Below are 26,786 nucleotides of genomic sequence, written 5' to 3'. Positions count from 1 at the left end.
TGATTTTAGGCGCGATTTCTCTGCGATCCACCTGCCGGATGATTCAGCTTGCCCCGGAGCCTCCACCGTGAATCCTCGGCCCTCCCAACTTTCCCATGAACACTCGCTCAGGAATCCTTGCCGGCGGCAACTGGATCATCGACCACGTCAAAATCATCGACACCTGGCCCGCGCAGGACACGCTTTCCAATATTCTCGCCAGCACGCATGGCACGGGTGGCTCGCCCTACAATATCCTCGTCGACCTCGCCAGGCTCGGCACCCCCTTCCCGCTCGCGGCGGTCGGCCTCGTCGGCAACGACGCGGATGGGCAGATCATTCTGGACGACTGCGCGAAATTCAAGATCGACGCCAGCGCGCTGCAGCAGACGGACCAGGCGCCCACCTCCTACACCGACGTCATGACCGTGCAGGCCAATGGCCGCCGCACCTTCTTCCACGCGCGCGGCGCGAATGCCCTGCTCGATTCGCCGCACTTCGATTTCAGCCAGACGAGCGCACGGCTTTTTCATCTCGGCTATCTGCTGTTGCTCGACAAGGTCGACGGGCCGCATCCGCAGTACGGCACCGTCGCCGCGGAAATCCTCGCCCGCGCGCAAGCCGCCGGGCTCAAGACGAGCATCGACGTGGTGAGTGAAGACAGCGATCGATTCGCCCGCATCGTGCTGCCCGCGCTCAAGCATGTGGACCTGTGCGTCATGAACGAGTTTGAGGCGGGGCGCGTGACCGGCCTCCACATTCGCACCGACAACGGGCTCGACCGCACCGCGCTCAAGGCAGCGATGCAGCAGCTTCTCGCCGCCGGGGTGCGCGAGCACGTCATCGTCCACTTCCCCGAGGGCGGCGTCGCGCTCGGCCCCGACGGCCAGCTTCACGAGCACCCGAGCGTGAAGCTCCCCGACACTTATATCAAGGGCGCGGCCGGCGCGGGCGACGCCTTCACCGCCGGAGTCCTCCTCGGCTGGCACGAAGGTCTCCCCGTGAAGGACTGGCTGCGCTACGGCGTCTGCGCCGCGGCCGCGAATCTGGCCGACGAAACGTGCACCGGCGGCATGCTGCCACTCGCGCAAGTCCTCGAGCTCGGCGCGCGGTACGGGTTTCGCGAGTAGGAGCGGAACCGTTAATGGCACTCAAAGCCACCATCTACAAAGCCACGATCCAGGTCGCCGACATGGACCGGCAGGTTTATAGCGATCATGAGCTGACCATGGCCCGTCATCCTTCGGAGACGGACGAGCGGATGTTGATCCGGCTGCTGGCCTTTGCGCTCAATGCGCCGGTCGATAACGACCACGGCGCGCTGGAATTTGCCAAGGACATGTGGGACGCCGAAGAACCGGCGCTGTGGCAAAAAGATCTCACCGGCCAGATGCTGCATTGGATCGAGGTAGGCCAACCCGATGAGAAGCGGCTGCTGCAGTGCAGTTCGCGTTCGCGGCGCGCGAGTGTGTATAGCTTCGCCTCGAGCACGGGCCAGTGGTGGAGTGGCATCGGCGACAAGATCGCCAAGGCGCGTCATCTCAGCGTGTGGCAGGTGCCGTCGGAGCAAAGCAAGGCGCTGGCGGCGCTGGCCGATCGCTCCATGAAGCTGGATGTCACAGTGCAGGACGGGACGATCTGGGTGGGCGACGGGCGGAAGTCGCTGGAAGTCTCGCTCGTGCGCCTTTTTGGCAGCCCGGAAAGCTAGCGCAGTTTCGGTTGAGGTTGCCGCGTCGAAGAGAGAATCCTGCTTCCGCGACTCCTGTTGCGGCGCTGAGAGCAAATTTTCCGCAATGGAGCCAATAGAGCCAATGGAGTGATGCATTTTTGCGCGAAGTCATGCGACACTTTCGGGCATGAACACCGACCCATCCCACTCCGCTCGCCACGGCAAATTCGCCCATTGCCAGCAACCATTCGCGAGGAGCCCGACGAACGCCCCTCCACCGGCGACGCAGCCAGCGGCTCGTGAAATGGCTCAGCTCGCTGCCCGATGCCGAAGGCATCCCAGCGCCCCTAGCCGGTGGTTGAGCGCAGCGACACCACCGGGGAATGGCGCAGAAAACGGATCACCCCGAAGGGGTAGCAGCCGTTGCTCGAATCAAGCCGAATCAAGGTAAATCAAGGCGATCAAGGTGCGAGAATCGGCCGCATTACCGGGAAAGCCGCTCCCCAAGGCCGATCCGAATCAAGAACGCCCGGGCGAAGAAAAAGAAGCCGCTTTTAAGGTGCCTTAAGCCCTGTTAAGGCGATTTAAGGTGCGAGTTTTTAAAAAACAGAGGCTCTGGCCACCAATGGAAGAGGCATTCGTGGCATTGGGTGCGCCGGAGGGAATCACCGGTTGATTGCCTTGATGGACCTTGATTCGGCCAGCGTAAAACTCAGCGGCCTCAAGAACATTCAAGCCGAATCAAGGTAAATCAAGCCTTCTCAAGTCTCGGAAATTTCTGACGCGCGCGGCGGGAACAACCGCACAGCCGAACAGAAATCGAAACTGCCGGCTCCCGATCAATTGCTATCCAGGCAGTCGCGCACGACTTTCACCAGCACCTCGGGCTTGTAGGGCTTGGCGAGGAAGTTGACGCGGCTGGAGAGCGGTTCGGCTTCGGTGCCGAAGTCGGAGCTGTAGCCACTGGAGAGAATGACTTTCAATTCCTTCTTTTCCTTGCGCAAGCGGTCGGCGAGCAAATGCCCGTGCAGCCCGTTGGGCATGACAATGTCGGTCAACAGGAGATCGACTTCGCTGCCGCGCGTCGACCAGATGGCGAGGGCCTCGGGGCCATCGGAAGCTTCGAGGACTTCATAGCCGCGGTCCTTGAGAACGTCGGTGATGACTTTGCGCACGGCGAACTCGTCCTCGACGACGAGGATCGTTTCGTCGCCGCCGCGCAGGTCGGCCACGGACCCCGACACCGAAGGCTCGGGAGTGGAATCGTGACAGGGCAGGTAAACCTGGAAAGAGGAGCCATGGCCTAATTCGGTGAGGACTTCGATCCAGCCGTCGTGCTGCGCGACGATGCCATAAATCGTGGCCAGCCCGAGCCCGGTCCCCTTGCCCACTTCCTTGGTGGTGAAAAAGGGCTCGAAGATGTGGCCAAGCGTCTCGGCACTCATGCCGGTGCCGGTGTCGGCAACGGACAAGCGAATGAAGCTCCCGGGATGGGCTTGCGGATGGCGCAGCCCGTGCGCGAGATCGACTTCCACAAGTTCGGTGCGGATGCCGAGACGGCCGCCATGCGGCATGGCGTCGCGCGCGTTGACGACGAGGTTCATGACGATCTGCGCGATATTGCTTTCATCGGCGTGAATCGCCGGGAGCTTTTCGCCAAACTCGCAGCACAGCTCGATGTGCTCGCCGATGACCCGGCTGAGCATCTCCTGGAGGCTGCGCATAATCTCGTTCAGATCCAGGACGCGCGGCTGCACGACCTGCTTGCGGCTGAAGGCCAGCAACTGCCGGGTGAGCGAAGCGGCGCGCTCGGCGGCGAGGGAAACTTGTTCCAGCGAACTGGCCACTCCCTTGTCGATGCCTTTGGCGGCGAGTTGCAGGCTCACGTGGCCTTGAATGACCGTGAGCATGTTGTTGAAATCGTGGGCCACCCCGGCGGCAAACTGCCCGACGGCCTCCAGTTTCTGCGAATGACGGAGCTGTTTTTCGAGGTCTCGCTGGTCGGTGGTGTCGACCGTCGCGATCAACGAAACCATCTCGGTGCCCAGGGAGAAGGCGTCCGCGGAGATGACGCATTCGCGCCGGCCACTGGTGCGCGACTGGAGCGGATAGTCGAAATTCCGGACGGAACGCCCGTGACGCAATTGGGCGAACAATTGGTCGTGCGCGTCGAGATCGGGGCAAAGCTCGAGCTCCCGCGGCGTGCGGCTGACGATTTCCATCCGGCACAGGCCGCAGACCGAAATGAAGGCGTCGTTCACATCGATGAAGCGCTCGGTGGTGAGCGATTGCAGGGCCATCGGGATGGGGCTCGCCTGGAAGGCCTTGGCGAAGCGCGCTTCGGATTCCACAAGTTCCTTCTGCGCCTGCTCGCGCTCCTCCATTTCCTGGCGCAGTCGAGAGTTGGCGGTCTGCAATTCCTCGGTCCGTCGCGCGACGACCTGGTCGAGCGTGGTGAGATGGTCGCGGAGTTGATGGTTGAGCGTCCACTTCTGCGTGAGGGTGTGCGCGAGTTGCAGCACCTCGACGTTGTCGAAGGGCTTTTTTAGGATCACGAGGTTGTCCGTCCGGCCGATCTCGCGAATCATTTCCGCCCACGAATAATCCGAATAAGCAGTGCAAATGACGACCTGGAGCTCGGGATACATTTTCCAGATCCGGCTGATCGTCTCGACGCCGTCCCAACCGGGCGGCATGCGAATATCGACGAACGCCATGGCGTAAGGGCGGCCTTCCGCGAGCGCTTGCCGAACCATGGCCAGCCCCTCCTGACCTTGGAAGGCGGAATCGATTTCGAACTCCACCGCGGTCAAGGAGTCCATCTCCTCCCCGAAGATATCGGCGGCCTCGGCATCGAGATCGGCATCTTCGCGCGCGGGCACGCCGAGGATCTTGCGCACATCATCGTGGATCGCCGCGTTGTCGTCGACGATGAGAATGCGCTGATTGCGCTGGCCGACGGCCTGGAGAGGGGAAACTTCAGGCGTCTGCATGGGGATCAATGGGCAGTTCGAGCATGAAGGTGGCGCCTTTGTCCAGGCCCTCGCTCTGGGCGACAAGAGAGCCGCCGATTTCCTTGGCCGCGAGCGCCGCGCTGTGCAGTCCGAAACCGTGGCCATCCACCTTGGTGGTAAAACCGTGGGCAAAGATGCGGGCCAGATTTTCCGGGGCGATGCCAATGCCATTGTCGCAGACCGCAATCCGCACGCGGCGATGACCGTTCACACCCTCGGTAGCAACGCGGACGACGACCCGCTTTTCCAGGCGCGACGTCTCGCTGACCGCATACTTGGCGTTGCGGATGACGTTGATCAGAATCTGCAGGACTTTGTGCTTGTCGACCAGCACCGGCGGCACGTCGTCAAATTCGCGGATGACGTCGATCTTGTGGCGTTCAAAGGCGGCGACGTTCAGCTCCAACGCATCCTCGACGAGCTCGGCCACCGGAAGCGATTCCATCACCCCGGAGATGCGGGCGTAGTTCTGTTGCATGGCGACGATCTCTTTGATGTGCAAAATGTTTTTCGCCAGGCTTTCAACCTCGCGCAGCATCTCGGTCTGCTCCGCTGCCAGACGCTCGGCCAGCGAGTCGATGAAGCCCGGTAGTTTTTTGCCTTTGGGGTTCGACGTGAAGAAACGGGCCAGGTCGCCCGAATTCGCCTTGAGCGTCTTGGAGACATTCGAGAGATGCGAGACCCGGGATTTGCTCAAGCGATCGGAGATGAGCATCGTCGAGACGTTGACGCTATTGAGGACGTTGCCGACATTGTGCAGCACGCCGGTGGCCACTTCCGCCATGCCCGCCTGGCGGGACGTTTCCATGAGTTGCTTGTTCAGCTTCTCCAGTTCCTCCTCGTTTCTCTTTCGCTCGGTCACATCCTCCACCGTCCCCTCGTAATAAAGCACCTTGCCCGCCGCGTCGTGGGCCGCCCGCGCGTGCTCGGAGATCCAGATGACGCTGCCGTCCTTGCGGCGGATTTGCGATTCAAACCGGGGGACTTTGCCATGCAACTCGATCTGGCGTTGAAACTCCGCACGGCGTTGCGGATTGACATAAAGCTGCGCGCCAATCGCCGTCACGCTGGCCTGCAGATCGGCCACGGAATCGTAGCCATACATGCGCGCCAGGGTCGGGTTCGCCACGAGGTAGCTGCCTTCCACCGTCGTCTGAAAGATGCCCTCGATGGAGTTTTCGAAAATGCTGCGGTATTTTTCCTCGGCCGTGCGCAGGGCCGTTTCCGCGCGCCGGCGCTCAGCAATCTGCGCTTCCAAAGTATCGTTGGCATTCCGCAAGGCGGACGCTTGCTGCTTGAGCGGGTCGCTGATGCTGCGCGTGATGAAGGTGACGAACCCGACGGCGGCGAGCAGCGCGCAGGCGGCTACCAACAGGCTGCGCAGGCGGCGGTGCTGGTAGGATTCGATGCGGTTTTGCAGCAGGATATCGACTTCCTGGTCCGCAATCCGCCAGAGGTTGAAGCTGGCCTCGCGTGCCTTGTTGCCGGCCTCGAGATACTCCTCCGGTGTCACGTCCACCCTATCCAGATAGACGAACCGCTTGGTCAACTTGATGAATCTCTCCGTCGCCGCGATGTATTCGTCCAGGGCCGGTGGCAACTTTTGCTGGAGCGTGGGGCTGACGCCGTAAAAATTGGGATCTTCCAGCAACGCGGTTTTTATACTGCCGGTCACGCGATCCAAATCGGCTTCCTGGAGCAAGTTGGTAAAGATGGCGAACTGTTGGCGATCCTGCGGAGTGATGTACGGTTGCTTCAGGACGGTCTCGCCATCGGAGATGACGGCCGCGATCCGATCCTGGGTTTGGGGTAGTGCCAGGAGGGTCGCATCCATCAAATAGTAACTGTCGAGATCGGGATCGAGGATGAGGTTCGACGTATCGCCCGCGTGGGTAATCATCGTCCGCACCGCCGCCACCAGATCGAGGTGCCTTCGCGCACAGGTCGTGGGGTCCAACTTGGCGCCCTGCTCCTTGAGCTGCTCCCAATCGGCACTTACGGTCCGGACCCGGTAGTTCTCGCGATGGCGCTTGGCCAGGCCTTCATCGGTAAATTGCAACGCGACGCCGATCTGTTCGTCGACTGCTTTCAACTCCCGGAAAGCGTCGTCGATTTGCGCGGCCTTGCGGGCCATCGACGGTTCGGCACTTGAATCCCCATCGAGCACCCGCTGGGCCAGCAGGCGATGCTGCGGAATGAGCTCGAGGAGTTGTTCGAGTGGCCTTTGGTACTGATTGCCCTTCTGCTCCATCCTGGCAAAGGTGATGCTGTCGTTGATCGCCGTGATGAAGAGGTAGAGCATCACCGAATCCGGCAGGACGAAGAAGATGCTGATCAGCATCAACTTTTGCGAGACCTTGAGATTGGAGAACCACTTCTTCATGGGCGAACCGTTTTCGCGGGCTTCCGACAGGGCGTGCCCGCGGACGACGACCGCCAACCCGGGGACGGGTTCCGTCTACGTAGGCTTACTGTGGAGAGTAGTTCGCGTGGCACAAAGGGGGCCATAACGCACGGATCGTGCCACAATCGAGTGATTTTGCCCCTGAAAGGGCAGCGGCGAAAAATGGCCCGTCAGGCTCCGCAGCCCCCGTCTACCGATCGTCGACGTCGCGATAGAGGTAGGTGGTCTGCCCCATCGGATTCGTGATCGCCTCCAGTTTCCGCTTCTTGCCGGGAGGGGGTGCCTCTTGATCGGCGCAAGAAGTCAGGACGGTGGAACAAAGGAGAAGGAGAAGAATCCGGGTCGGCATGTTCACAATGAGGATGGAGCCTAAGGTGGCGGCGAGGCGGTCACCGCACCAGCGGAAACCGCCGCCCCAGCAACGGACGTGGGTTCCTGGCATTCATTCCTCGTCTGATATTCGCGAAACAGGTGCGCGGCCGTTCCGCCGGGAAAGTATTCCGCCTGCCTTTGCTCGAGCAGCGAAAGCGGTCCGGCCTTCAGCAGCCCACACGGCCCGTCGAAAAGATTCGAGAGCCAGTACTGGTAGACGGCGTCGAGGTTACCCGATTTGGCCACAAAGTCCACGTACTGGGGCGTCCAGAATTTCGGCGCATGCCCGACGGAATGAAACGCGATTTGGGGGTGCCCATTGTTCCAGAACTCGCCGTCGCGCAACTCGACCTTGTCCCGGCCATGCACCCAGTGTTGCGAGACGAGATGGTTGTCGAGGGCGATAGGAGTGATCCCCTTGAAATAGAGGATGGCGTTGAAAATCCCCTGGTCGCTGTAGCCGGTGTAGATCTTTCGCGGCCGCTCCTTGGGCCCAAACTCCGCCTCATCGACGCCTTTGCTCCAGAGTTTGAGGATTTCGTTTATTTCCGGCACGGGCAGAAACAGGATGCTGGTCGAGATATAGGGCAGGAGGGTCGCGCGCAGATCTGTCGCCGTCGTCTGGCACAGATCGTAATACGGGGCATGCTTGACCAGGTCGTAGGTCTTGCCATTTCCATCTTTGCCGCCGGCCACCAGACCTTGGGCGGTCACCTGCTCGACGATACGATCGAGCCGCGCGCAGAGGACGGCATCCGAATCGACCTGGATGATACAGCGACCGCCTTTTCCCGCGAGAAAGAGCGCGGCGTGCGCCTTCGTCTGCCAGGCTTCCTTGACCTCCCCCACCCCCAACTCGGCGGCGGGTACAACGTGCACATTCTCCAGGCTGCGGAGGTGCTCGCTCTGGGCTGTGGTTAGGAGATACCGGCATTCTGGAAATACCCAAATGGGCTCATCGCGGTAAAACCGCCGGATCGACGAAAGCGCAGCGACGGTTCCGGCGTAGTACCGACTATTCGTGACTGTATAGAAAATGGGGTTTGCCATCAAACCGGACGGAAGTCGCTCGCCAGCCTGCCCCAACGCGCTAAAGGTGAGAAAGAGAAGCTCACAAATTGTTCCACGAATTCACTGAGTGCTTTTCTGGGTCGCCGCCGTTTTTCTGTCAATGCGGTTTCGCAAATTGGGATGGCCTTTTTAAAGGGGGCTTGTATCCGTTTTGCGCTTCATGCGCGTGCCCGTCAGCTATGTGTGGTCGAATCCGTACTATAACAGTGCGGCCGAGAAATACCGAATGCATCTCCAGGATCTCCGGGGGAGCTGCATTTTTTCGGAGGTGGACATGCGCAAGTATCTTTCCAGGATGAAAGAACGGCCGGATATCATGCTCCTCTGGGGATTCTGCACGGAAAGAACGGGCATGGTGGGATTATGCCGTGAGTACGGGATCGACGTGGCGACTTGGGAAGACGGGTTCTTCCCGCACTACGATACCATCCATTTCGATCCGCTGGGCTTTTGCTGGGAGTCTTCACTTCCGCGCATGATGTTTCGCGGCTGCTCGGGCCTCCAGCGCGAGCGGGCGCGCCAGTCACGCGAGGCCTGGCTGGCGAAACCCGTGAAAGCGCTGCCCGCTGCCGTCCGACCGCCTTATGTCCTGTGGCCGCTCCAGCTCGTCGGGGACAAGGTAAATGAATGGGATCTCGGTCTCACCGACTGGACGGGTTTGATTCGCCACTTTCGTTCCTGCCTGCCGGCTCGCTTTCAATTGGTCTTGAAGGACCATCCCCTCTTCAGCGCGCGGGACGTGGCCGGGCTCGACGAGCTTCTTCGCGAACTGCCCAACACTGTCCGGGTGCCGAGAGAATCGCACCTGCCCACTCTCCTGCGTGAATGCCAGGCTGTGGCCGGCGCCAACTCCAGCGTCCTCTACGAAGCACGGCTCATGCATCACAAGCCGACCTACGCCTACGCTCGCAGTTGGTTCACGAATCACGACGATTTATTCGTCCCCGTAAACCCCGACTTTTGCCGCTCCCTCCCCCGGCAGGACTGGATCGAAAACCCCGCCGCCATGCGCACGGAACGCCTGAACGACTACACCGATTGGTTTCTGGCGCAGCTCCTCGCCCGGCAACTCGATGGCAAAATCGCCGCTCAAGATTCACTCCGGTTCCGCACCCACCTCGGGCGCCTCAGCTATCACTCCTATCTGGAACAAGGCGATGCCGCCTTCGACGCCTGAGGCCGGTGCCATCACCCGGCTCCCTTGCCGATCACCCCTTCGGCCACCAAATGCCGGGGAGGGGACTCGAACCCCTAAGGATTGCTCCACCAGATCCTAAGTCTGGCGCGTCTGCCAATTTCGCCACCCCGGCGGATGCGTTATTCTATCTGGCGCGGCGTAGTTTATGGCGGCTCTCGATTCCCGCAATCGCAGAGTTGCAGGATTCTCCGCTGCGGACCGGGCGACCGAGAAAACGAAGCTCGCCCCATCATCGGCGCCCGTCTATCAAGGAACGCCTATGACCGAAGCCCATTCTGCAAAGCTGGCCGGCAAAGTGGCGTGTGTGACTGGCAGTGGACAAGGAATCGGCCAGGCGATCGCCATTCGGCTGGCCAAGGAAGGCGCTGACGTCGTTGTCGATGACCGCGTCATCGGAGAAAGCGCTCAACAGACCGTGGCTGCCATCCAAAAACTCGGGCGCCGCGCGGTCACCGTGCAGGGCGACCTGGGCAATCCCGCCGACGACCGCCGGGTCATCGCCGAAGCCGTCGCGCAGATGGGCAAGATCGACATCCTGGTGAACAATGCGGGCGTCGAGCGCCGGGCGGACTTCTGGGACGTCACCGAGCAGGATTTCGACTTCGTGTTGAACATCAACTTGCGCGGCACCTTTTTCATCACGCAGGATTTCGTCAATCATCTCCGCGCGACCAATCGGCCGGGACGCATCATCAATATCAGCTCGGTCCACGAGGAACTCCCCTTCCCCCATTTTTCCACCTACTGCGCGAGCAAAGGCGCGTTGAAAATGCTGTGCCGGGATCTGGCCATCGAACTCGCGCCCCTCGGCATCACGGTCAACAACATCGCGCCGGGGGCCATCGAAACTCCGATCAATAAAGACCTGCTCAACAATCCCGAGGAGCTGAAAATGCTCCTCGGCAAAATCCCGCTGGGCCGGCTCGGCACGCCGGACGATGTCGCCCGACTGGCCGCCTTCCTCGCGTCGGACGATGCGGCTTACATCACTGGCTCCACGGTCACCGTCGATGGCGGTTTGCTCTGGAATTACCAGGAGCAGTAATGACGCACTTCGATTTCATCATCATCGGCAGCGGCGCCGGCGGCGGCACGCTGGCCTGGAAGCTGGCCGCCTCGGGCAAGAGTATCCTCATCGTCGAGCGCGGCGATTATCTCCCCCGCGAAAAGGAGAATTGGGATCCGGCGGAGGTCTTCGTCAAAAATCGTTACGTCGCCGATGACAAATGGCACGACAAGGACGGCCAGGAATTCCAACCCGGCATTCATTACATGGTCGGCGGGGCGACCAAGATGTATGGGGCAGCGCTCTTTCGCCTGCGCAAGAAGGATTTCGGCCAGGTCCGCCATTACGAAGGCGTCTCCCCCAGCTGGCCACTTTCCTACGAGGATTTCGAGCCCTACTACACCGAGGCCGAGGAACTATATCATGTGCACGGCCTGCGCGGCGAAGACCCGACTGAACCACCCGCCAGCAAGCCGTATCCCCATCCGCCCATCGCCCACGAGCCGCGCATCCAGCGCTTGAACGACGACCTCATCCGGAGCGGTTATCATCCCTTCCACGCGCCCACCGCTGTGCTGCTCAACGAGGCCTATCGCGCGCAGAGCCATTGTCTCAAGTGCGATACCTGCGACGGCTACCCCTGCCTCGTTCATGCCAAGGCCGATGCCGAGGTCATCGCCGTGCGCCCGGCGCTGCAACACTCCAATGTCACCCTGCTGACGAACGCGGAAGTGGTGCGACTCAAGACGAGTCCCTCGGGACGCGAAGTCACGGAAGTAGTCGTCCGCCGCGACGGAAATACCGAGTCCTATGGCGGAAGCATCGTGGTCGTCTCCGCCGGCGCGGCGAATAGCGCCCGCATCCTCCTGCTCTCCGCCAATGACCAGCATCCCCGCGGGCTGGCCAACGGTTCGGACCAGGTCGGGCGGAACTACATGTTTCACAACAGCCAGGCCGTCGTGGCCCTCTCCCTCGAGCCCAATCCCACGCAATTTCAAAAGACGATTTCGCTCAACGACTTTTATTTCCGCGACGGCGACTTCGAGTTTCCGGTCGGCAATATCCAGATGATCGGCAAATCCAAAGGCCCGATGTTCCGGGACGATGCTCCCTTCTTCGCACCCGGCTTCGCACTGGATGAAATGGCCCGGCACGCCGTCGATTTTTGGCTCACGACCGAGGACCTGCCCGATCCCGAAAACCGCATCACCCTCGACCGGGACGGCAAGATCGTTCTCCACTACACCTTCAACAACGAGGTGCCCACGAAGCGGCTCTATACCCGCCTCAAGTCGATGTTGGAATCGTTGGGTATGCACCAGCACCTCATTCCCAATTCCGCCTATATGGGAAAGGAAATCCCCATCGCCGGCGTGGGCCATCAATCCGGCACTTGCCGTTTCGGCACGGATCCCCAGGCCTCCGTCCTGGATGTCAATTGCAAGGCCCACGAGTTGGATAACCTCTACGTCGTGGACACGAGTTTCTTTTGCAGCATCGGAGCGGTGAATCCTTCGCTCACTGCGATCGCCAATGCCTTGCGCGTGGGCGACCACCTGCTGGAGCGCTGCGGATGAGCGGGCGAACACCGGAGAGCAGCGGGCAGCTCCGGTTGCTCTCTCTTTCCGAATCGCTGCAGCAACATTGGCCGGAGTACCTCATGGAAGCCGCGGCTCTGGGCATCTTCATGATTTCCGCCGGCGCCTTCACCGCCTTGTTCGAATACCCCGCTTCCTTCGTTCATCAAGCCCTCCCCAATGGAGATGTGCGCCGCGCTTTCATCGGCGTGGCCATGGGCACGACCGCGACGGGGCTGATCTATTCTCCGTGGGGTCGGCGCTCGGGCGCGCACATGAATCCCGCGGTCACGATCGCCTTCCTTCGTCTCGGCAAAATCCCGCCTTGCGACGCCTTTTTCTACATCGCGTTCCAGTTTCTCGGCGGGCTCGCCGGCGTGCTCCTCACGGCCCTCGCGCTGGGCCAGGCGTTCACCCAGCCGCCGGTCAGTTACGTCGCCACCGTCCCCGGCCCGGCGGGCCACGCCGCGGCCTTCACCGGCGAATTGCTCATCGCCTTCGTCATGATGGGCATGATCGTGGGCGTCTCCAACCACGCGGCCATCGCCCGTTTTACCGGCCTCTTCGCCGGGCTGCTCATCATGGGTTACGTGACCTTCGAGGCGCCCTTTTCCGGTTTCGGCATGAACCCCGCCCGGACCTTCGCCTCCGCCCTGCCGAGCGGCATTTGGACGGCGTTGTGGATTTACTTCATTGCCCCCCCTCTCGGTATGCTGCTCGCCGCGCAAGCCTGCCTGCTCGTGAAAAGTCACGACTCGATTCACTGCTGCAAGTTGCACCATCGATCCGACCGGCATTGCATCTTTTGCGGCCACGGCACCCTGCACGCGGGCGTAGAGACAGTGGCGGATTAACTATCAATGGAGGATCCGGATCGCCTTTGAATAATTCTCCCGAAGGGCCCCGATTTTAGTGCCCATTCCGCTCGGGGTATGGGACATTGACCCCGGCACCCATCTGCAATTGTCGGCGGATGACGAGCATCGCGTTGCCAGCCGCGATTTAGGGCACGGAATCATGAATTACCTCTCGCCCACATTCCATCCGGCTTCGCCGGAAGCGGGAGCGATTTCCCATTTATTCGTCGTCACTCTGGTCGTTTGCGCCATTATTTTTGCGCTCGTCGTGGGTCTGATTTTCTACAGCCTCATGCGGTTTCGCTGGCAGGAAGGGAAAAGTGAGCCAAAGCAACTGGCCGGCAACAAGACGATCGAGATCGTGTGGACGGTCATTCCCCTTTTCATTGTCGCGATGCTCTTCGCCATGACTGCGCGGACGATGGGGCTTTCCGATCCGCCGCCTGCACCGAATCCGGACCTGGTGATGGTGGGACACCAATGGTGGTGGGAAGCGAAATATCCTCAGTCGGGCGTGAAGACGGCCAATGAGATTCACATCCCGGTCGGAAAAGCGATTTCCGTCGAATTGCAATCAGCGGATGTCTTGCATGAGTTCTGGGTGCCGGAGCTGGCGCGCAAGATGACGACCGTGCCGGGGCATCCGAATCACATTTGGCTGCAAGCCGACAAGGCGGGCACCTATCTCGGTGTGTGTTCGGAGTTTTGCGGTACGCAGCATGCGTGGATGCGATTTCTGGTGGTCGCCGAGGACGCATCCAGTTTCGATCGATGGCAGCGCCATCAATCGGCGCCATCCCTCCCCGTCGTCGACGGGGCCGCCGCGAGGGGCCTGGCGATTTTCAAGCAGATGACCTGCGCCAGTTGTCATGCGATCGGAGGAACCGGGATGGAGGCGCGCATCGGACCGGATCTGACCCACTTTGCCAGCCGCAAACAAATCGGCGCCGGCGCAGTCGAGAACACCCCGGAGAATCTTCGCCGCTGGCTGACGAACCCCCAGGATGTGAAACCCGGCGTGCAAATGCCGAATTTCAAATTCCGCGCCGATCAACTCTCCGATCTCGTGGCCTATTTTGGGACGCTAAAATGAACGGGCCTGCCCTGACGACGGCCCCCGGGGCGATTTTGACTGCAGGCGATCGCGCGCATCACCGAATCGCGTGGATTTCGACCGTCGACCACAAGCGGATCGGAATTCTCTACCTGCTGACCGGCTTGTTCTTTTTCGTGGTCGGTGGGGTCGAAGCCTTGTTCATCCGATTGCAACTCGCGGTGCCGAACAACACCCTGCTGCGCCCCGACACGTACAACCAACTCTTCACGATGCACGGCACGACGATGATCTTTCTCGTGGCGATGCCGCTCCTGTTCGGCCTGGCGAATTATATTCTGCCGTTGCAAATCGGCGCGAGAGATATGGCGTTTCCGCGCCTGAACGCGTTCAGCTTCTGGATGGTCCCTCTCGGTGGAATTTTGCTGCACTTCAGTATGCTGGACGGCGGCGCCCCAGCGGTGGGCTGGTTCGCCTATGCTCCATTGAGCGAGACGCCTTACTCCTCGCAACCGGGTGTCGACTACTGGGCTCTGGCGTTGCTCGTCCTTGGGATCGGCTCCGTCGGCACTTCCATCAATATCATCGTCACTGTGCTGTGCCTGCGCGCTCCCGGCATGACCTTGCGCCGGCTTCCTCTGTACACGTGGATCAATTTCGTCAATTCGTTCCTCGTCATCATCGCGCTCCCGGTACTCAACGCGGGGCTGGCCATGCTCCTGATCGATCGGCGCCTGCATGCCCACTTTTTCCTGCCGTCCGGCGGAGGTTCGCCCATCATGTGGCAGCATATCTTTTGGGCGTTCGGCCATCCGGAGGTTTACATCCTGGCCTTGCCGGCCTTCGGGATCGTTTCCGAAATCATCCCGGTTTTTTCCCGCAAGCCCATCTTTGGCTATGAATTCGTCGCCGGTTCAACGGTGGCGATTGCGATCCTCAGTTTTGGCGTTTGGGGTCACCATATGTTTACCGTGGGATTGGGCCACACGATGGATTTGTTCTTTGCTGCCGCCTCCCTGCTCATCGCCATCCCGACGGGCGTGAAAGTATTGAACTGGAGCACCACCCTCGTGGGAGGGCGCATTCGCCTTTCCACGGCGATGCTGTTCTGCCTCGCCTTCCTCGTCCATTTCCTCTGCGGCGGCTTGACGGGCGTGACGCATGCCGTGGTTCCACTCGATTGGCAAACGAAGAACAGCTACTACCTTGTCGCCCACTTCCATTTCGTCGCCGTTGGCGCCATCGTGTTCGCGATTCTCGCCGGTGTTTACTATTGGTTTCCGAAGATCAGCGGACGGATGCTTTCCGAGCGCATCGGGAAATGGACGTTTTGGTTGATGGTCATCGGGTTCAACCTGACGTTTATCGTCCAACATTTCCTCGGCCTGGCCGGGATGCCGCGCCGCGTTTACACCTATCCCGATCTGCCGGGTTGGGGCTGGATGAACATGATCTCGACGATTGGCGCGTTCTTCATGGCAGCCGCCGCGCTACTCCTCGTTTGGAACCTCCTGGTCACGCTCTGGCGCGGCCCGGCAGCGGGAAACAATCCATGGAATGCGTGGACGCTGGAATGGGCCTCCACCTCTCCACCGCCTCATGAAAACTTCCATGAACTGCCGCCGATCCATAGCCGGCGCCCGCTCTGGGACGACGCCAATCCCGATCACCCAGATCCGGTCGTGGGAGGCGACGAGGTCGTTTCACCGGTTACGGAAAAGTGCAAGGTCGGCATCCTGGCATTCATCGCCTCCGAAAGCGCTTTCTTCGGCGTCCTGATTCTCGCGTTTCTCTATTTCAATGCCACGCCGGGAAGCGGACCTGGGCCCAAGGATCTCAATCTGGTTAAAACGGGGATGTTCAGCCTCTGCCTTTTCGCGAGCAGCTTTACCCTCTGGCGCACGGAAATCAGCCAGCAGCGGAATCATCGCCGGGCGATGCTCGGCTGGCTCGGAGCGACGATCTTGCTCGGTGGCATCTTCATCGTCGGCCAGGGGCTCGAGTACGGGGGCCTGCTCCGAGGCGGTGTCAACATCAGCACGAACTTGTTCGCGACCACGTTCTTTACGCTCACTGGATTTCACGGCCTGCACGTTTGCCTCGGGTTGGTGGCCTTGCTCGTCGTGCTCGGATTGGCGCTCGCGGGCGACCTCGATGCCGGCCGCTCGGTGGTGCTCGAAGTGGTTGGTCTGTACTGGCATTTCGTCGATGTCGTTTGGGTCTTGGTTTTCACGGTCGTTTACATTTTTCCTCTCCTGAGATGACCACGGAGCAATTCCTCATTTCGGGCTGGACCTGGAATCCGCTGCTCCTCGTGGCGAGTGTGGCGGCGCTCGCGGGCTCGCGCCTCGCTTTCCGTCAGGCGGGTCGCTTCCGGTATTTCGCAGCGTCGGTAGGCGTCATCCTGCTCGCCTTGATTTCTCCGCTTCACACCCTGGCGAACGGCTACTTGTTCAGTGCGCACATGGCGCAGCACATTCTCCTGCTGCTCGTCGCGCCCGCGCTCGCATTACTCGGCCTGCCAGCGTCGTTTTCTGTCTCACGCCTGTTCCGCTTTCTCACCTACCCCATCGTCGGATGGATCTCCGGTGTGGGTGCGATGTGGTTCTGGCATGTGCCCTCGCTGTGCAGCGCCGCGGCCATTTCTCCGACGATGTTTACGGTTCAAACCATCTCGCTGCTCTCGCTGGGGAGTGCTTTTTGGTGGCAAGTCCTGGCACCTCGCGAGGAGCACCGTCTCCCGCCGCTGGCCGCTATCGTCTACCTCTTCACGGCATGCACGGCTTGCAGCGCGCTCGGAATCATCATCACCTTCGCGCCCGCCGGAGTGTGCCCGATATTCATGCAACCGGTCGATCGGTTGGGTATCCTGCCCATGCTTCGCGAGGACTGGGGCATGACGATGCCACGCGATCAGCAAATCGGCGGGCTGCTCATGTGGGTGCCCATGTGCTTGATCTACGTCACGGCGATTCTCGCCCAACTCACCCGCTGGTACGCCGTGCCTGCGCCCGCCTTGGCGGAGAAAGGCCGATGATGGAAAATGAGCCACCTGTCCGCCATGGCTGGACGTCCTTGCCTCACGAGCACGTCCCGCGACCGACATTTCATCCTGCCGGCCTGGCCCTTGGAACCGCATTCATCTTCGGGGGGCTCATCACCTCGATCGTCGTCGTGATCGTGGGTGTTTGTGTTTTTGCCGCTTCCCTTGCGGGTTGGATTTTTGAAATTCGCCATGAAAGAAAACGCCGCTGAGCCCGCTCACCCACCCCGCGAAGAAACGCTTGCTGAAGTTAATCGGCGCCGATTTCTCGAAAAACTCAGCATCGGCCTCGGCGCTCTGTGCGCGGCGATACTCGGTCTGCCGGTCGTCGGCTTTTTGCTCGCCCCGCTCTTTCGCCGGGCGCCAGGCGAGTGGCGCTCTGTCGGATCGGTCAGCCAGTTTGAAATCGGGAAGACCGTCGTAGTTTCCTTCATCGACGCCTCACCGCTGCCGTGGGCCGGCGTGACGGCCAAGACCGCCGCGTGGCTGCGGCGCGTGAATGACACCGAGTTCATTGCCTTTGCCGTCAACTGCACCCATCTCGGCTGTCCGGTCCGCTGGCTGCAGGACGCACGCCTCTTCATGTGCCCATGTCACGGTGGGGTGTATTACGAAGACGGCAGCGTCGCCGCCGGGCCACCGCCCAAGCCCCTGACCCGCTATCGCCTCCGCGTCGTCAACGGCGACGTGCAGATCCAGGCCGCGCCCATTCCGATCACCACGTAGCGCATGCTGAAACGGCTTATCACCGCGCCCTTGCGCTGGCTGGACGATCGCCTGGGGATCTCCGAATTCGTCGGGCCGATGGCCAAACACCTCGTCCCGCGCGATGCCGGTTGGTGGTACGTCTTCGGCAGCGCGACCATGCTGGCCTTCATGGTGCAGGTCGTTACCGGAGTGGCGCTCTCGTTTTCCTATATCTCGTCGTCTTCGCAGGCGTACGAGACGTTGAAATTCATTTCCGAGGACGCGCCTTTTGGGGCGTTTCTGCGAGGCATGCACTATTATGGCGCATCGGCGATGGTCCTCATGGTCGGGCTGCACATGGCGCAGGTCTTCCTTTTTGGCTCCTACAAATTCCCACGGGAGATGAATTGGACGACCGGCGTGTTGCTCCTTGGCTTCACGATGGTCATGGGCTTCACCGGGCAGTTGCTGCGCTGGGATCAAAATGCCACCTGGTCCGTAGTGGTCGCCGCCGAACAGGCGGGGCGCGTGCCCTTCATCGGGGCATGGCTCGCCAAGTTCATTCTGGGTGGAGACACCGTGGGCGGCGCTACGCTCAGCCGCTTCTTCGCCATTCATGTCTTCGTCATTCCCGCTCTCATCATTGCGTTCATCGGCCTCCATCTGTTTCTCGTCCTGCGCCACGGGATTTCCGAACCACCCACGCCAGGCAAGCCCGTCGATCCCAAGACCTACCGCAAAGAATACGAAGAGTTGCTACAAAAAAGCGGCCATCCGTTCTGGCCGTACGGCGCCTGGCGCGATGTTGTTTTCGGCACAGGTCTGCTCATTGCCATCGCCTTGCTCGCCTTCTTCATCGGGCCACCCCAGCTCGACAAACCACCCGATCCCAGCGTGCTCCAGGCCGATCCAAAGCCAGACTGGTACCTGCTCTGGTATTTCGCGGTCCTGGCGCTGATTCCACCGAAGATGGAAAGCGCGGTGATGATTCTCGCACCGGTGTTCATCGGCCTGCTGCTGCTGATCGCGCCGATTTTGAGTAACAAAGGCGAGCGCAGCCCGGCACGCCGGCCGTGGTCGATCGCCGTCGTTCTGCTCACCGTCACCATGATCGGCTCGCTTTGGATCGTCGGTGCGAAGTCGCCATGGTCGCCGGATTTCGACGCGCAGCCGCTCCCGCCGAATGTCATCGGCGCCGCCAGTGGCCCCATCTTCATCGGGGCAAAAGCCTTTCACGACAAAGGTTGCCTGAATTGCCATCTCATCGACGGTTATGGCGGACGCCGCGGCCCGGATCTCAGTCATATCGGCGGCCTCTTGACCAGGGACAACATCATCATCCGCATCGTCAACGGCGGAACGAACATGCCGGCCTTCGGCAGCACGCTCGCGCCGCAAGAAATCGACGATCTGGTCGCGTTCCTCCAATCCCGCACCTCGAGCGGCAAAGACGCGCGCACCCTTTTGCAAAAGGGTGAACCTCCTCCCCGGTAGCGCGCCGCGCCGATTGCTTGAGCAGTCCACGCGCGCTACAAGGGAGGCCATGAGCTCCACTTCTGTCGCCGAATACCAAGCCGTCTGCGCCGCCATTGAGGGTTACGTCGAAGCCGCCCGGACCGGAAACTCCGCTCCCATGCGGAAGGTCTTTCACCAGGATGCCTACATTTTCGGCTTCTTCGACGGGGAACCTTTCAACGGCCCGATCCAAAAGCTTTTCGACTGGGACGACGCCAACGGACCCGCGCCCGACATCAAGACCCAGATCACCCACGTGGACATCGCGGAGACGGTCGCGGTGGTCCGCCTGGAGATCGAGAATTGGACGGGCTACCGCTTCACCGACTTCTTCACCTTGCTGAAAATCGAAGGCCGCTGGACCATCATGAACAAGGTGTTTCACAAGCACTAGGCGCTTTCAGGTGCGGGTTGGGGAGTTAAAACGCAGACTGGAGGCTCGGCGACAGGTCTGCGTTTTCCCCTGCTTCTGTTCCGGAATGCAGCACGATTACCACGCCGCACCTTCCTCACACTAAAGGATCGAACGTGGCCAGGATCGGCGCCAGGTCGATGATCTCATTGGCCGAGGTCTTGAGCGCCGAGCCAAGTGTCTGGGCGAGCGAAGCGACTTCCACCCGAATGCCGCGCCGGCGGAGTTGCAAGGCGAGGTGGGCGAAGTCGGCGTCGCCGGTGACGAGAATGACCACGTCGGGTTGCATCTGCGTGGAGAGCTCGATGGCATCGATCGCCATGAGCACGTCGACGTTCGCCTTGTAGTGCGACGCGTCAGCGGGTGAGCCGTCCTTCTCGACGACGAGGAACCCGTGAGAGCGAAGCCAGAAGAGGAATTTGTTCTTCTTGTCCCGCTCAGTCTGCCACTCCGTCATCGCGGGCGGCAGGCCGGCATAGACCACCATCTCGATGAGTTCCCGTTCCTGGACGAGATGATCGCGCAGCGCGAGCCAGTCCAGTTTGCGATTGGCGGTCTTGGCGGAGCTGGTGACGTTGGATTCATCCACGAAAATCAGCACTCTCCGTTTCGGCAGCAGGTCGGGAGAGGAGCGTTTCGCGGGCGGGGCAGACGGTGATTTGGTCACGGGTCACCGATTATGGCTGGAGACCGGAAAAAAGACACGGAACAACTCCAAAAGCAGCGCCAACCCTTCCTTGAGGCCCGCCGTTGCGTTCCGCCATCGGCGGGCATGTCATGTGCTAAACAAACATCCATGCCCACTCTGCCTCCCATGCTTACTTATCTTGCCATGGTCATCGATATCCGGGAGGAAAGACTGGAAAAGACGACCATTCCGTTTTTGCAAAAGCAGATCAGCGCCGAGTTGGAGAGCCTTCTCGAACGCTTCCAAACGCAATACCACGACTACCTCGTGGCCACCGGCCAAGGCGACCCGGCGGCGCTGCTGAAAGTCGCGGCGTAGGCTTTTCCGCGGGTTGCGGAACCATGTCCCGAAGGGACCAGAGAATAGTAGCCCCCAGGTCGAGTGAACCGAGCGGGGCTAGCACGCTCCTACGCCTCCGGCGTCATCCAGCATCGCACGAAAGGACTAGCGGCCTCTCGTCCCTCGCCCTCCCAACCATCTTCGGTAGAGCAAATCTGAGAATGGGAACGACCTGCCGATACAAAAAGCGGGCGTCCACAAAAGCCGTGCCTCTGGGCTGCCGACGCCGAGGGCCAGCTCCGCACACTGTTGAACCGCACCAATTCGGACCTTCCCGGGTCGGCCTACAGTACTTCCCTAAAATGGGCAAGCACACGGGCTGCTAAGGCAATGGTGAGACTTTTCTCAACTCTGCCCCATGAAAACCACTCCTCAAAACAACTCCTCACCTTCCTCTTTCCGCCGCCTTGCCTTGACCGGCCTTGTCCTCCTCGCTGGTAGCGTCAGCGGCCTCGCTTCAAACCCTTGGACATCCTCCTCGATGGGCTGGTCCGAGAAGGGCTCGTCCCCCTCCGGCTGGTCTTCTTGGGATTCGACCCACGGCGGCACCTTTGGCGGTGCTTCGGAAGCTCCGCGCCCGCATTCCCGCGGCAAACGTTCCGCCGGCAAAAACTACGGCCCGGTCCCCACAGCCATTCGTGATGCCGCCATCAATCCGGTCATGCTCAAGGCTGGCAGCATTGCCGAGCATCGCGCCGAGCCGCACTCCACGCGCCTCTGCTGGCGCTATGTGAAAGAAGCCCTGGTCGCGTCGGGCAGCGTCGATAGCTATCCGCAGAGCACCTTTGCCAAGCAAGCGGGCAGCGAGCTCGTGAACAAATACGGCTTCGTGAAGCTCCCCGTGCGCAGCGCCGCCCGCGCTCCCATCGGTTCCGTCATCGTCTACGGCGGCGCCGGTCCCGGCCATGTGGAATTGCGGACGTCGGCCGGCTACGTCAGCGACTATCGCTGCGCCTGGCCCAGCGGACTCCCCTTCATCGGCGCCTACGCCCGCGTAGAAAAGCCCACGCTCGTCGCCAGCACGAACAACCCCGGGCTGTAGCCTGACTTCGGAGTCGCCCTCGAAGCGACACACTTCTCTCGTGGCCGGGTTCATTGAACCCGGCCACCTTTTTTGTCGTCGTCGCCGGGCGCGCGCCACACAGCGCACGACAGGCTCTAAGAATCCCCGCTTGTGATGATGATCGCACCATACTCAACATTCCGCGTGAAACTCCTCTCCCCTGCCCTCGCCTTCATCCTCCTCGCCGCCTCCGCCTTCGCCGCCGATCCCATGACGCTAAAGCTCTGGCCGGAAGGCGCGCCGGGGCAGATGTCCATCAAGCCGGCCGATCCGAATCAGAAGCCCAATCCCAACGTCGTCACGAACATCACCGACCCGACGTTGACCCTCTATCGCCCGGAAAAGCCCAATGGCACCGCCGTGGTCGTCGCCCCGGGCGGCGGCTTCCGCTTCCTCTCCATCAAGCACGAGGGCACCGCCGTCTGCGAATGGCTCAACTCCATCGGCGTCACCGCCGCCCTGCTCAGCTATCGCACGCCCACCAATGAAGAAACCGCGCCCTACGACAAGCCCGTCCAGGATGCCCAGCGCGCCATCGGCCTGATTCGCCACCACGCCACCGAATGGGGCATCACCCGCACCGGCCTGCTGGGCTTTTCCGCCGGGGGCAATCTCACCGGACACGAAGCCTTCGACCGCACCGAGCGCACCTATCCGCAAAAACCGGAATACGACACCGACGCGAGGCCCGACTTCATCGTCATGATCTACGGCGGCGGCTTCCTCGACCAAACCGACAAGAGCAAGTTCCGCCCCGGCTTCAGCGTTCCCGCCGACGCCCCGCCCGCCTTCTTCCTCGTCGCCCACGACGACAAGACCAACCCCGTCGAGGCCACCCTGCTCTACCTTGCCTACAAGCAGCAAAACCTCCCCGCCGAGCTGCACATCTTCACCCACGGCGGCCACGGCTTCGGCATGCGCAAGGACGGCCACCCCATCAACGAATGGCCCGACCGCTGCGCCGACTGGCTGCGGGCCATGGGTTACGTGGGCAAGTGACTTTTCTGGCGGATAAAAGGCCGAAATCCTCAACCGAGCCCTTTGGCCAGCTGAGAGACTTCCAAAGTTTCGGACCGATTAACTACTTGGGCGGCGGCTTCGGGCGATCTTCCAGCATCAAGCCCAAGCGGCCGGGCTTGGCGGTAAGTTTCACGGTATCGTCCCCCCGCTGAATTTCCAGCGGTATGGCGTCGCCATTTCCTTCGTCCACTAGCTTCACAAACTCCGCACCCTTGCTGATTGCATGGCCATTGTAGCGGCGCACGATATCACCCACCTGGATACCCAGCCCCTCACCTCCACCCCCGGCAAGGACCTGCTTTACGACCACATCGGACAGGATTGAGGCCAGCAGGTTCTCCGTCTCAAGTTGGCCAAATCCTGCCTCCTGCACGACAGCAGCGATACGCGGATAAATCTCTGCTTCTGGGACGCTTAACGCCGTAAGCAGCGACTGGTAGTTGGTGACTCCGATTGGGAGGTTGGAAAGCATGTGCCCGGCGGCATGAGAAGACTTGAGTTTGATTAGCAAACTCCGACGTAGCAAAGGCTCCGCCTCTGCCAGTTGATTCAAATCCCTATACCATTGCGCGAGGTTGTTTAGGTCTCTGGCGACACTGGGATGTTCTGGCCCATTACTATTTTCATCAATCTTCAAAGCACGTTCCATCAACGGTTTCGCCTCCTCCGCCCGTTTTGTACGCTGATACAATTGCGCGAGATTGGTGAGATCCGTTGCCACCTCGGGATGCTCGGGCCCGTAACTCTTTGTATCAATCTCCAGGGCTAGCTTGATGTTCAACTCCGCCTCTGCCAGCCGGTTCATTTCGATATACAACTGCGCGAGGTTGCTCAGGTCTCTGGCGACATCGGGACGATCCCGGCCTGGGCTCCTCTCATCGATCTCCAAAGCTCGCTTCATCATCGACTCCGCCTCCGTTAGCCGGTGCTTAGCCTGATACAATTGTCCGAGGTTATTCAAATCCGCAGCGACCTTGGGATCGTCCTTTTCGTAGTATCTCTGATCGATTTCCAGGGCGCGCTTCATCATCGGCTCCGCCTCTGTTAGCCTCGCCGTGTTAAAATATAGGGCCGCGAGATTGGTAAGGCCGACGGCAATCTTAGGATTGTCCCCGCTCTTCTCGGCATTCTCCAACGCGCGGTTCATCATCGACTCCGCCTCCTTGAGCCGGTTCGTAGCCTGATAAACCTGCCCGAGGTCGCTGAGCACAAAGAACTCAGCTCCCGCTGGTATCGTTTTGTTTCCCGCCGTTCTGAATTCGTCCTCCGCCGCCTCCCATTGGGCTCGGCGATAGAGAATTCTCCCCAATTCGCTGTGCGGCTTCCACCATTCTGGAAAGTCGCCGAGGGCAGCGCGAATAGCGCGCTCCTGCTCCTCGGTCTCGAAGCGCGACTCATGCAACTCGGCCTTCATTAGCGAAGCCTCGGCGAGTTGGAAACCCTCCTCCTTGCGCCGCTGGCGATCGGACTTCAGCTTCGCATCGAGAAATTCCAGAGCCGCGTCCACTCCGCGTTCGTTAAGTGTCCTCACAGCCTCGGAAACGATCGGCGAATTCGGGTTCGCGGCCCGTGCGGTGATGAAGGCCACCCCTTCGGCCACCTGCTCCTTGGCCCGATCGCGCCAGCGGTAAATCGCATCGATCTCCGAGGTCGGTGCCTTGGCCGTGAGCAATTCGTCCCGCTTGCGATCAAAGGTTACGTCGATTTTTTCCTCCAGTTTCGCCCGCAGTACCACCGGATCAGCGACGATGGTCTTGATCTCTTCCATGCCATGCTGCGTATCGGTGGCAGTATCGTCGATCTGGGTCTGCTTTTCCACCATCCACACACCGAGTACGATGCTCAAGATAAGGAGCCCAAGTATAAGCGCGGCCCGTTGCTTCCCGCGCCGACGGAGGGGGGTGAGTTCATCGCGAAGCTTGAGAACCTTGACCTCTAGATCCGCGGCAGTGGCGATGGGATGGTAAAGGTGACCGTCGGCACAGATTCGCTGGCGGTAGGCGGCTTGCAGGGCACGCGGTTCGTCGAGTTCGACTTCTTGGGGATCGTCAGCGAAGGTTTCGTCGAGGAGTAGATACCAGACTTTCTGGCCGCGCTCACGGGCGTAACGGGCTTCAAACTGGGTGTAGCTGACGCGGCCAAATTGCTCGTCCGGCACGGGGGGTTCGAGGCCGTAGCAGTGGCCGACGAGTTGGATGAGACCTGCGCACTCATCGATCTTCTCTCGGAGGACAGCACGGAGGTCTCCCTGCTCCAGCCCGGCGATGTCCTGCCACATTGGTTCGTAGCCAAGCTGCAGGAGAGTATTGGCGACGAGTTGCCGCGCACTTTTCAGCTCCTTACTGACCGCCGAGATAAAGATGACCGGACGCGACACCACGCGGAAAGCAAAGCAAAAATCGCGGCGGCTGAAAATGATGATCTTTGGCAACGCTGTTCTGGTCCCGCTGGCGAGGGAATCACTCCAAGATACCTCCTTCGCGGGCGGCGCCTTGCGATGTGAGGGCTAACTTTCTGTCAGAGACTGCAAATTCGCGACGTATGAGAGAATACGATGAACGATGCAAAGTCCCCTCGCCCACTGTACCGTGGCGACTATTCCATTCACGGCACCCTGCAACGCCTGCTTCGCCTCTTCGTGATAGTCGCGGTGATGGCTGGCCCGCTGGCGGCGCGCGCGGACGATTCTTTTGCAAAGTCATGTGCTCGGGTCGTCACCGTGCTGCGGGCAGGGAATTGGGACGCGTTGCAAAAGGAATGCGCGGAGGAGATCGTCTTTGAGCGCATTCAGCGGATCTACCTGCAGGATCTGACGGCATCGGAGTCAAAGAGAATCTTCGGTCCGCCGGGTTGGATCAGCGATGACGGGCGCAACGCCCCGGCCACCCAGCCGGAAGACGCCAACGACCGCGATGTGCTGGTGACGCACGGTGTCCTCATGAAGCAGAAACCCAGCGCGGATGAGTGGAACGCTTTCCATGCGTTTTGCGGATATGTGCGGGATTCGTACGACCGGGGAACCCCGGCCGTGGAGTGGGGCCGGAATGCCCGGGGTGAGGAGGTGAAGAGCCTGTTCGGACCCGCGATCGAGGGAAAGGTGGCGAGCAATTTCTGGTGGCGCGTGCAACTGGAGCAGATCGGCGGGCACTGGCGCGTGCGCAAGCTCATCACCGAGATGCACTGAAGCAACTGGGGGGACAGCGCCGAAGGAATGAGAGGCGCCTTCCTGCTCCCGCGGCTCTGTTTTGAGACGCGCAGAGTAGATTTTCCGCAATGGAGCCAACAGAGCCAATGGAGCGATGCACTTTTTAGTGCGAGTTGTGTTTCCATGGGGCCATGTGCACGCATCCGACCCAGACCTATCGTCACCGACGCCCCGGATGGCGCCCACTGGAAGCGGCGATTTCCCAATCGTCGACCAAGCCAGCCGCGCGGAGTGTCATCTTTCCGGGGGGGGGCTTCGCCGGTGCGACGCCCGGCGGTTGGAAAACCGCCGCTCCCAGTGGCTCCCCGTGCTCCCGCTCCTCCTCCCACCTCGATCCCACCTCGATCCCACCCGATTTACAGAGGTAACCCCATCCGATCCCACCCGATCCCACCGAAACAAAAACAGGCATGAATCCCACCCGCAACCGCGAGATCGCCCGGTTCCCCGAGGCCTTCCGCAATGCACTTAGCCTACCCCTCGCGACGCCAACCTCAGCGCCTGGACGCTCGGCGGTTGCCACGGCTGGCAGCGTCACCAAGCAAAGAAAAGAAGCGAATTTAAGGTGCCTTAACCCGGATATTTCACGCTTTGAAATTCTCGCGTCGGCAGC

23 protein-coding genes and 1 tRNA gene are annotated in these 26,786 nt (G+C 60.8%); 17 read left to right on the top strand and 7 right to left on the bottom strand.

What is annotated here, in order from left to right:
• The first annotated feature begins 95 nt into the window (after positions 1–95).
• Together ABJF10_RS05690 and ABJF10_RS05685 are read left to right on the top strand one after the other, a co-directional pair.
• Positions 96–1,109: a carbohydrate kinase family protein gene (locus tag ABJF10_RS05690; protein WP_348543562.1), complete on the top strand. Its 1,014-nt coding sequence runs from the start codon at positions 96–98 to the stop codon at positions 1,107–1,109.
• Positions 1,110–1,123: 14 nt separating this feature from the next.
• Positions 1,124–1,687, top strand: a complete 564-nt coding sequence (locus ABJF10_RS05685) for a YaeQ family protein (protein ID WP_348543561.1) — start codon at positions 1,124–1,126, stop codon at positions 1,685–1,687.
• A gap of 800 nt (positions 1,688–2,487) precedes the next feature.
• On the opposite strand, the gene ABJF10_RS05680 is transcribed toward ABJF10_RS05685, so the two are convergent.
• From ABJF10_RS05680 to ABJF10_RS05665, 4 genes are all read right to left on the bottom strand, one after another.
• Entirely contained in the window at positions 2,488–4,641 is a 2,154-nt protein-coding gene (locus tag ABJF10_RS05680) for a response regulator (protein ID WP_348543560.1), read from the bottom strand.
• Positions 4,628–7,045 carry a PAS domain S-box protein gene (locus ABJF10_RS05675; protein WP_348543559.1) on the bottom strand — a complete coding sequence of 806 codons (2,418 nt, stop codon included), beginning with the start codon at positions 7,043–7,045 and terminating at the stop codon, positions 4,628–4,630. Before ABJF10_RS05675 ends, ABJF10_RS05680 begins: the two co-directional genes overlap by 14 nt.
• A gap of 211 nt (positions 7,046–7,256) precedes the next feature.
• Positions 7,257–7,415 carry a hypothetical protein gene (locus ABJF10_RS05670; protein ID WP_348543558.1) on the bottom strand — a complete coding sequence of 53 codons (159 nt, stop codon included), beginning with the start codon at positions 7,413–7,415 and terminating at the stop codon, positions 7,257–7,259.
• 20 nt (positions 7,416–7,435) lie between these two features.
• Positions 7,436–8,317, bottom strand: a complete 882-nt coding sequence (locus ABJF10_RS05665; RefSeq protein ID WP_348543557.1) for a hypothetical protein — start codon at positions 8,315–8,317, stop codon at positions 7,436–7,438.
• Positions 8,318–8,669: 352 nt separating this feature from the next.
• Here ABJF10_RS05665 and ABJF10_RS05660 point away from each other — a divergent pair, with 352 nt between their 5' ends.
• The gene (locus ABJF10_RS05660) at positions 8,670–9,686 is read left to right on the top strand and encodes a hypothetical protein (protein WP_348543556.1); all 1,017 of its coding nucleotides are present in this window, start codon (positions 8,670–8,672) and stop codon (positions 9,684–9,686) included.
• A gap of 51 nt (positions 9,687–9,737) precedes the next feature.
• On the opposite strand, the gene ABJF10_RS05655 is transcribed toward ABJF10_RS05660, so the two are convergent.
• Positions 9,738–9,819: transfer RNA gene (locus tag ABJF10_RS05655), tRNA-Leu, on the bottom strand.
• 147 nt (positions 9,820–9,966) lie between these two features.
• Between ABJF10_RS05655 and ABJF10_RS05650 the strand changes: the two genes are divergently transcribed.
• From ABJF10_RS05650 to ABJF10_RS05610, 9 genes are all read left to right on the top strand, one after another.
• A complete protein-coding gene (locus tag ABJF10_RS05650; protein WP_348543555.1) occupies positions 9,967–10,752 on the top strand; it encodes a glucose 1-dehydrogenase in 786 nt (261 codons plus the stop codon).
• Positions 10,752–12,290, top strand: a complete 1,539-nt coding sequence (locus ABJF10_RS05645; RefSeq protein WP_348543554.1) for a GMC family oxidoreductase — start codon at positions 10,752–10,754, stop codon at positions 12,288–12,290. Before ABJF10_RS05650 ends, ABJF10_RS05645 begins: the two co-directional genes overlap by 1 nt.
• On the top strand, positions 12,287–13,144 hold the full coding sequence (locus ABJF10_RS05640) for an aquaporin (protein ID WP_348543553.1): 858 nt from the start codon (positions 12,287–12,289) through the stop codon (positions 13,142–13,144). The genes ABJF10_RS05645 and ABJF10_RS05640 overlap by 4 nt, the downstream gene beginning before the upstream one ends.
• A 163-nt stretch (positions 13,145–13,307) precedes the next feature.
• Entirely contained in the window at positions 13,308–14,240 is a 933-nt protein-coding gene (gene coxB, locus ABJF10_RS05635) for a cytochrome c oxidase subunit II (RefSeq protein WP_348543552.1), read from the top strand.
• The gene (ctaD, locus tag ABJF10_RS05630) at positions 14,237–16,465 is read left to right on the top strand and encodes a cytochrome c oxidase subunit I (protein WP_348543551.1); all 2,229 of its coding nucleotides are present in this window, start codon (positions 14,237–14,239) and stop codon (positions 16,463–16,465) included. Before coxB ends, ctaD begins: the two co-directional genes overlap by 4 nt.
• Positions 16,462–17,238, top strand: coding sequence for a cytochrome c oxidase assembly protein (locus tag ABJF10_RS05625; RefSeq protein WP_348543550.1), 777 nt, complete (start codon positions 16,462–16,464; stop codon positions 17,236–17,238). The genes ctaD and ABJF10_RS05625 overlap by 4 nt, the downstream gene beginning before the upstream one ends.
• Positions 17,239–17,436: 198 nt before the next feature.
• The gene (locus ABJF10_RS05620; protein ID WP_348543549.1) at positions 17,437–17,970 is read left to right on the top strand and encodes a Rieske (2Fe-2S) protein; all 534 of its coding nucleotides are present in this window, start codon (positions 17,437–17,439) and stop codon (positions 17,968–17,970) included.
• A 3-nt stretch (positions 17,971–17,973) separates the two neighbouring features.
• Positions 17,974–19,425 (top strand): cytochrome b N-terminal domain-containing protein, encoded by a 1,452-nt coding sequence (locus ABJF10_RS05615; RefSeq protein WP_348543548.1) that lies wholly within the window; start codon positions 17,974–17,976, stop codon positions 19,423–19,425.
• 49 nt (positions 19,426–19,474) lie between these two features.
• Positions 19,475–19,840: a nuclear transport factor 2 family protein gene (locus ABJF10_RS05610; RefSeq protein ID WP_348543547.1), complete on the top strand. Its 366-nt coding sequence runs from the start codon at positions 19,475–19,477 to the stop codon at positions 19,838–19,840.
• Between the two features lie 115 nt (positions 19,841–19,955).
• On the opposite strand, the gene ABJF10_RS05605 is transcribed toward ABJF10_RS05610, so the two are convergent.
• Positions 19,956–20,525 (bottom strand): NYN domain-containing protein, encoded by a 570-nt coding sequence (locus ABJF10_RS05605; RefSeq protein WP_348543546.1) that lies wholly within the window; start codon positions 20,523–20,525, stop codon positions 19,956–19,958.
• A 129-nt stretch (positions 20,526–20,654) separates the two neighbouring features.
• Between ABJF10_RS05605 and ABJF10_RS05600 the strand changes: the two genes are divergently transcribed.
• The 3 genes from ABJF10_RS05600 (at position 20,655) to ABJF10_RS05590 (ending at position 22,947) form a co-directional block, all read left to right on the top strand.
• A complete protein-coding gene (locus ABJF10_RS05600) occupies positions 20,655–20,864 on the top strand; it encodes a hypothetical protein (protein ID WP_348543545.1) in 210 nt (69 codons plus the stop codon).
• A 379-nt stretch (positions 20,865–21,243) separates the two neighbouring features.
• A complete protein-coding gene (locus tag ABJF10_RS05595; protein ID WP_348543544.1) occupies positions 21,244–21,927 on the top strand; it encodes a hypothetical protein in 684 nt (227 codons plus the stop codon).
• Between the two features lie 165 nt (positions 21,928–22,092).
• On the top strand, positions 22,093–22,947 hold the full coding sequence (locus ABJF10_RS05590; protein WP_348543543.1) for an alpha/beta hydrolase: 855 nt from the start codon (positions 22,093–22,095) through the stop codon (positions 22,945–22,947).
• A gap of 82 nt (positions 22,948–23,029) precedes the next feature.
• Here ABJF10_RS05590 and ABJF10_RS05585 read toward each other — a convergent pair whose 3' ends face one another.
• On the bottom strand, positions 23,030–25,399 hold the full coding sequence (locus tag ABJF10_RS05585) for a tetratricopeptide repeat protein (RefSeq protein WP_348543542.1): 2,370 nt from the start codon (positions 25,397–25,399) through the stop codon (positions 23,030–23,032).
• 123 nt (positions 25,400–25,522) lie between these two features.
• Here ABJF10_RS05585 and ABJF10_RS05580 point away from each other — a divergent pair, with 123 nt between their 5' ends.
• The gene (locus ABJF10_RS05580) at positions 25,523–26,152 is read left to right on the top strand and encodes a hypothetical protein (RefSeq protein WP_348543541.1); all 630 of its coding nucleotides are present in this window, start codon (positions 25,523–25,525) and stop codon (positions 26,150–26,152) included.
• Between the two features lie 431 nt (positions 26,153–26,583).
• Positions 26,584–26,786: hypothetical protein (locus ABJF10_RS05575; RefSeq protein WP_348543540.1), on the top strand; the 203-nt coding region annotated here is incomplete at its 3' end.

The sequence above is a fragment of the Chthoniobacter sp. genome, assembly GCF_040003245.1.
Taxonomy (GTDB): domain Bacteria; phylum Verrucomicrobiota; class Verrucomicrobiia; order Chthoniobacterales; family Chthoniobacteraceae; genus Chthoniobacter.
Note: the sequence above shows the minus strand (reverse complement) of the source record. Positions and strands in the feature narration are given on the sequence as shown.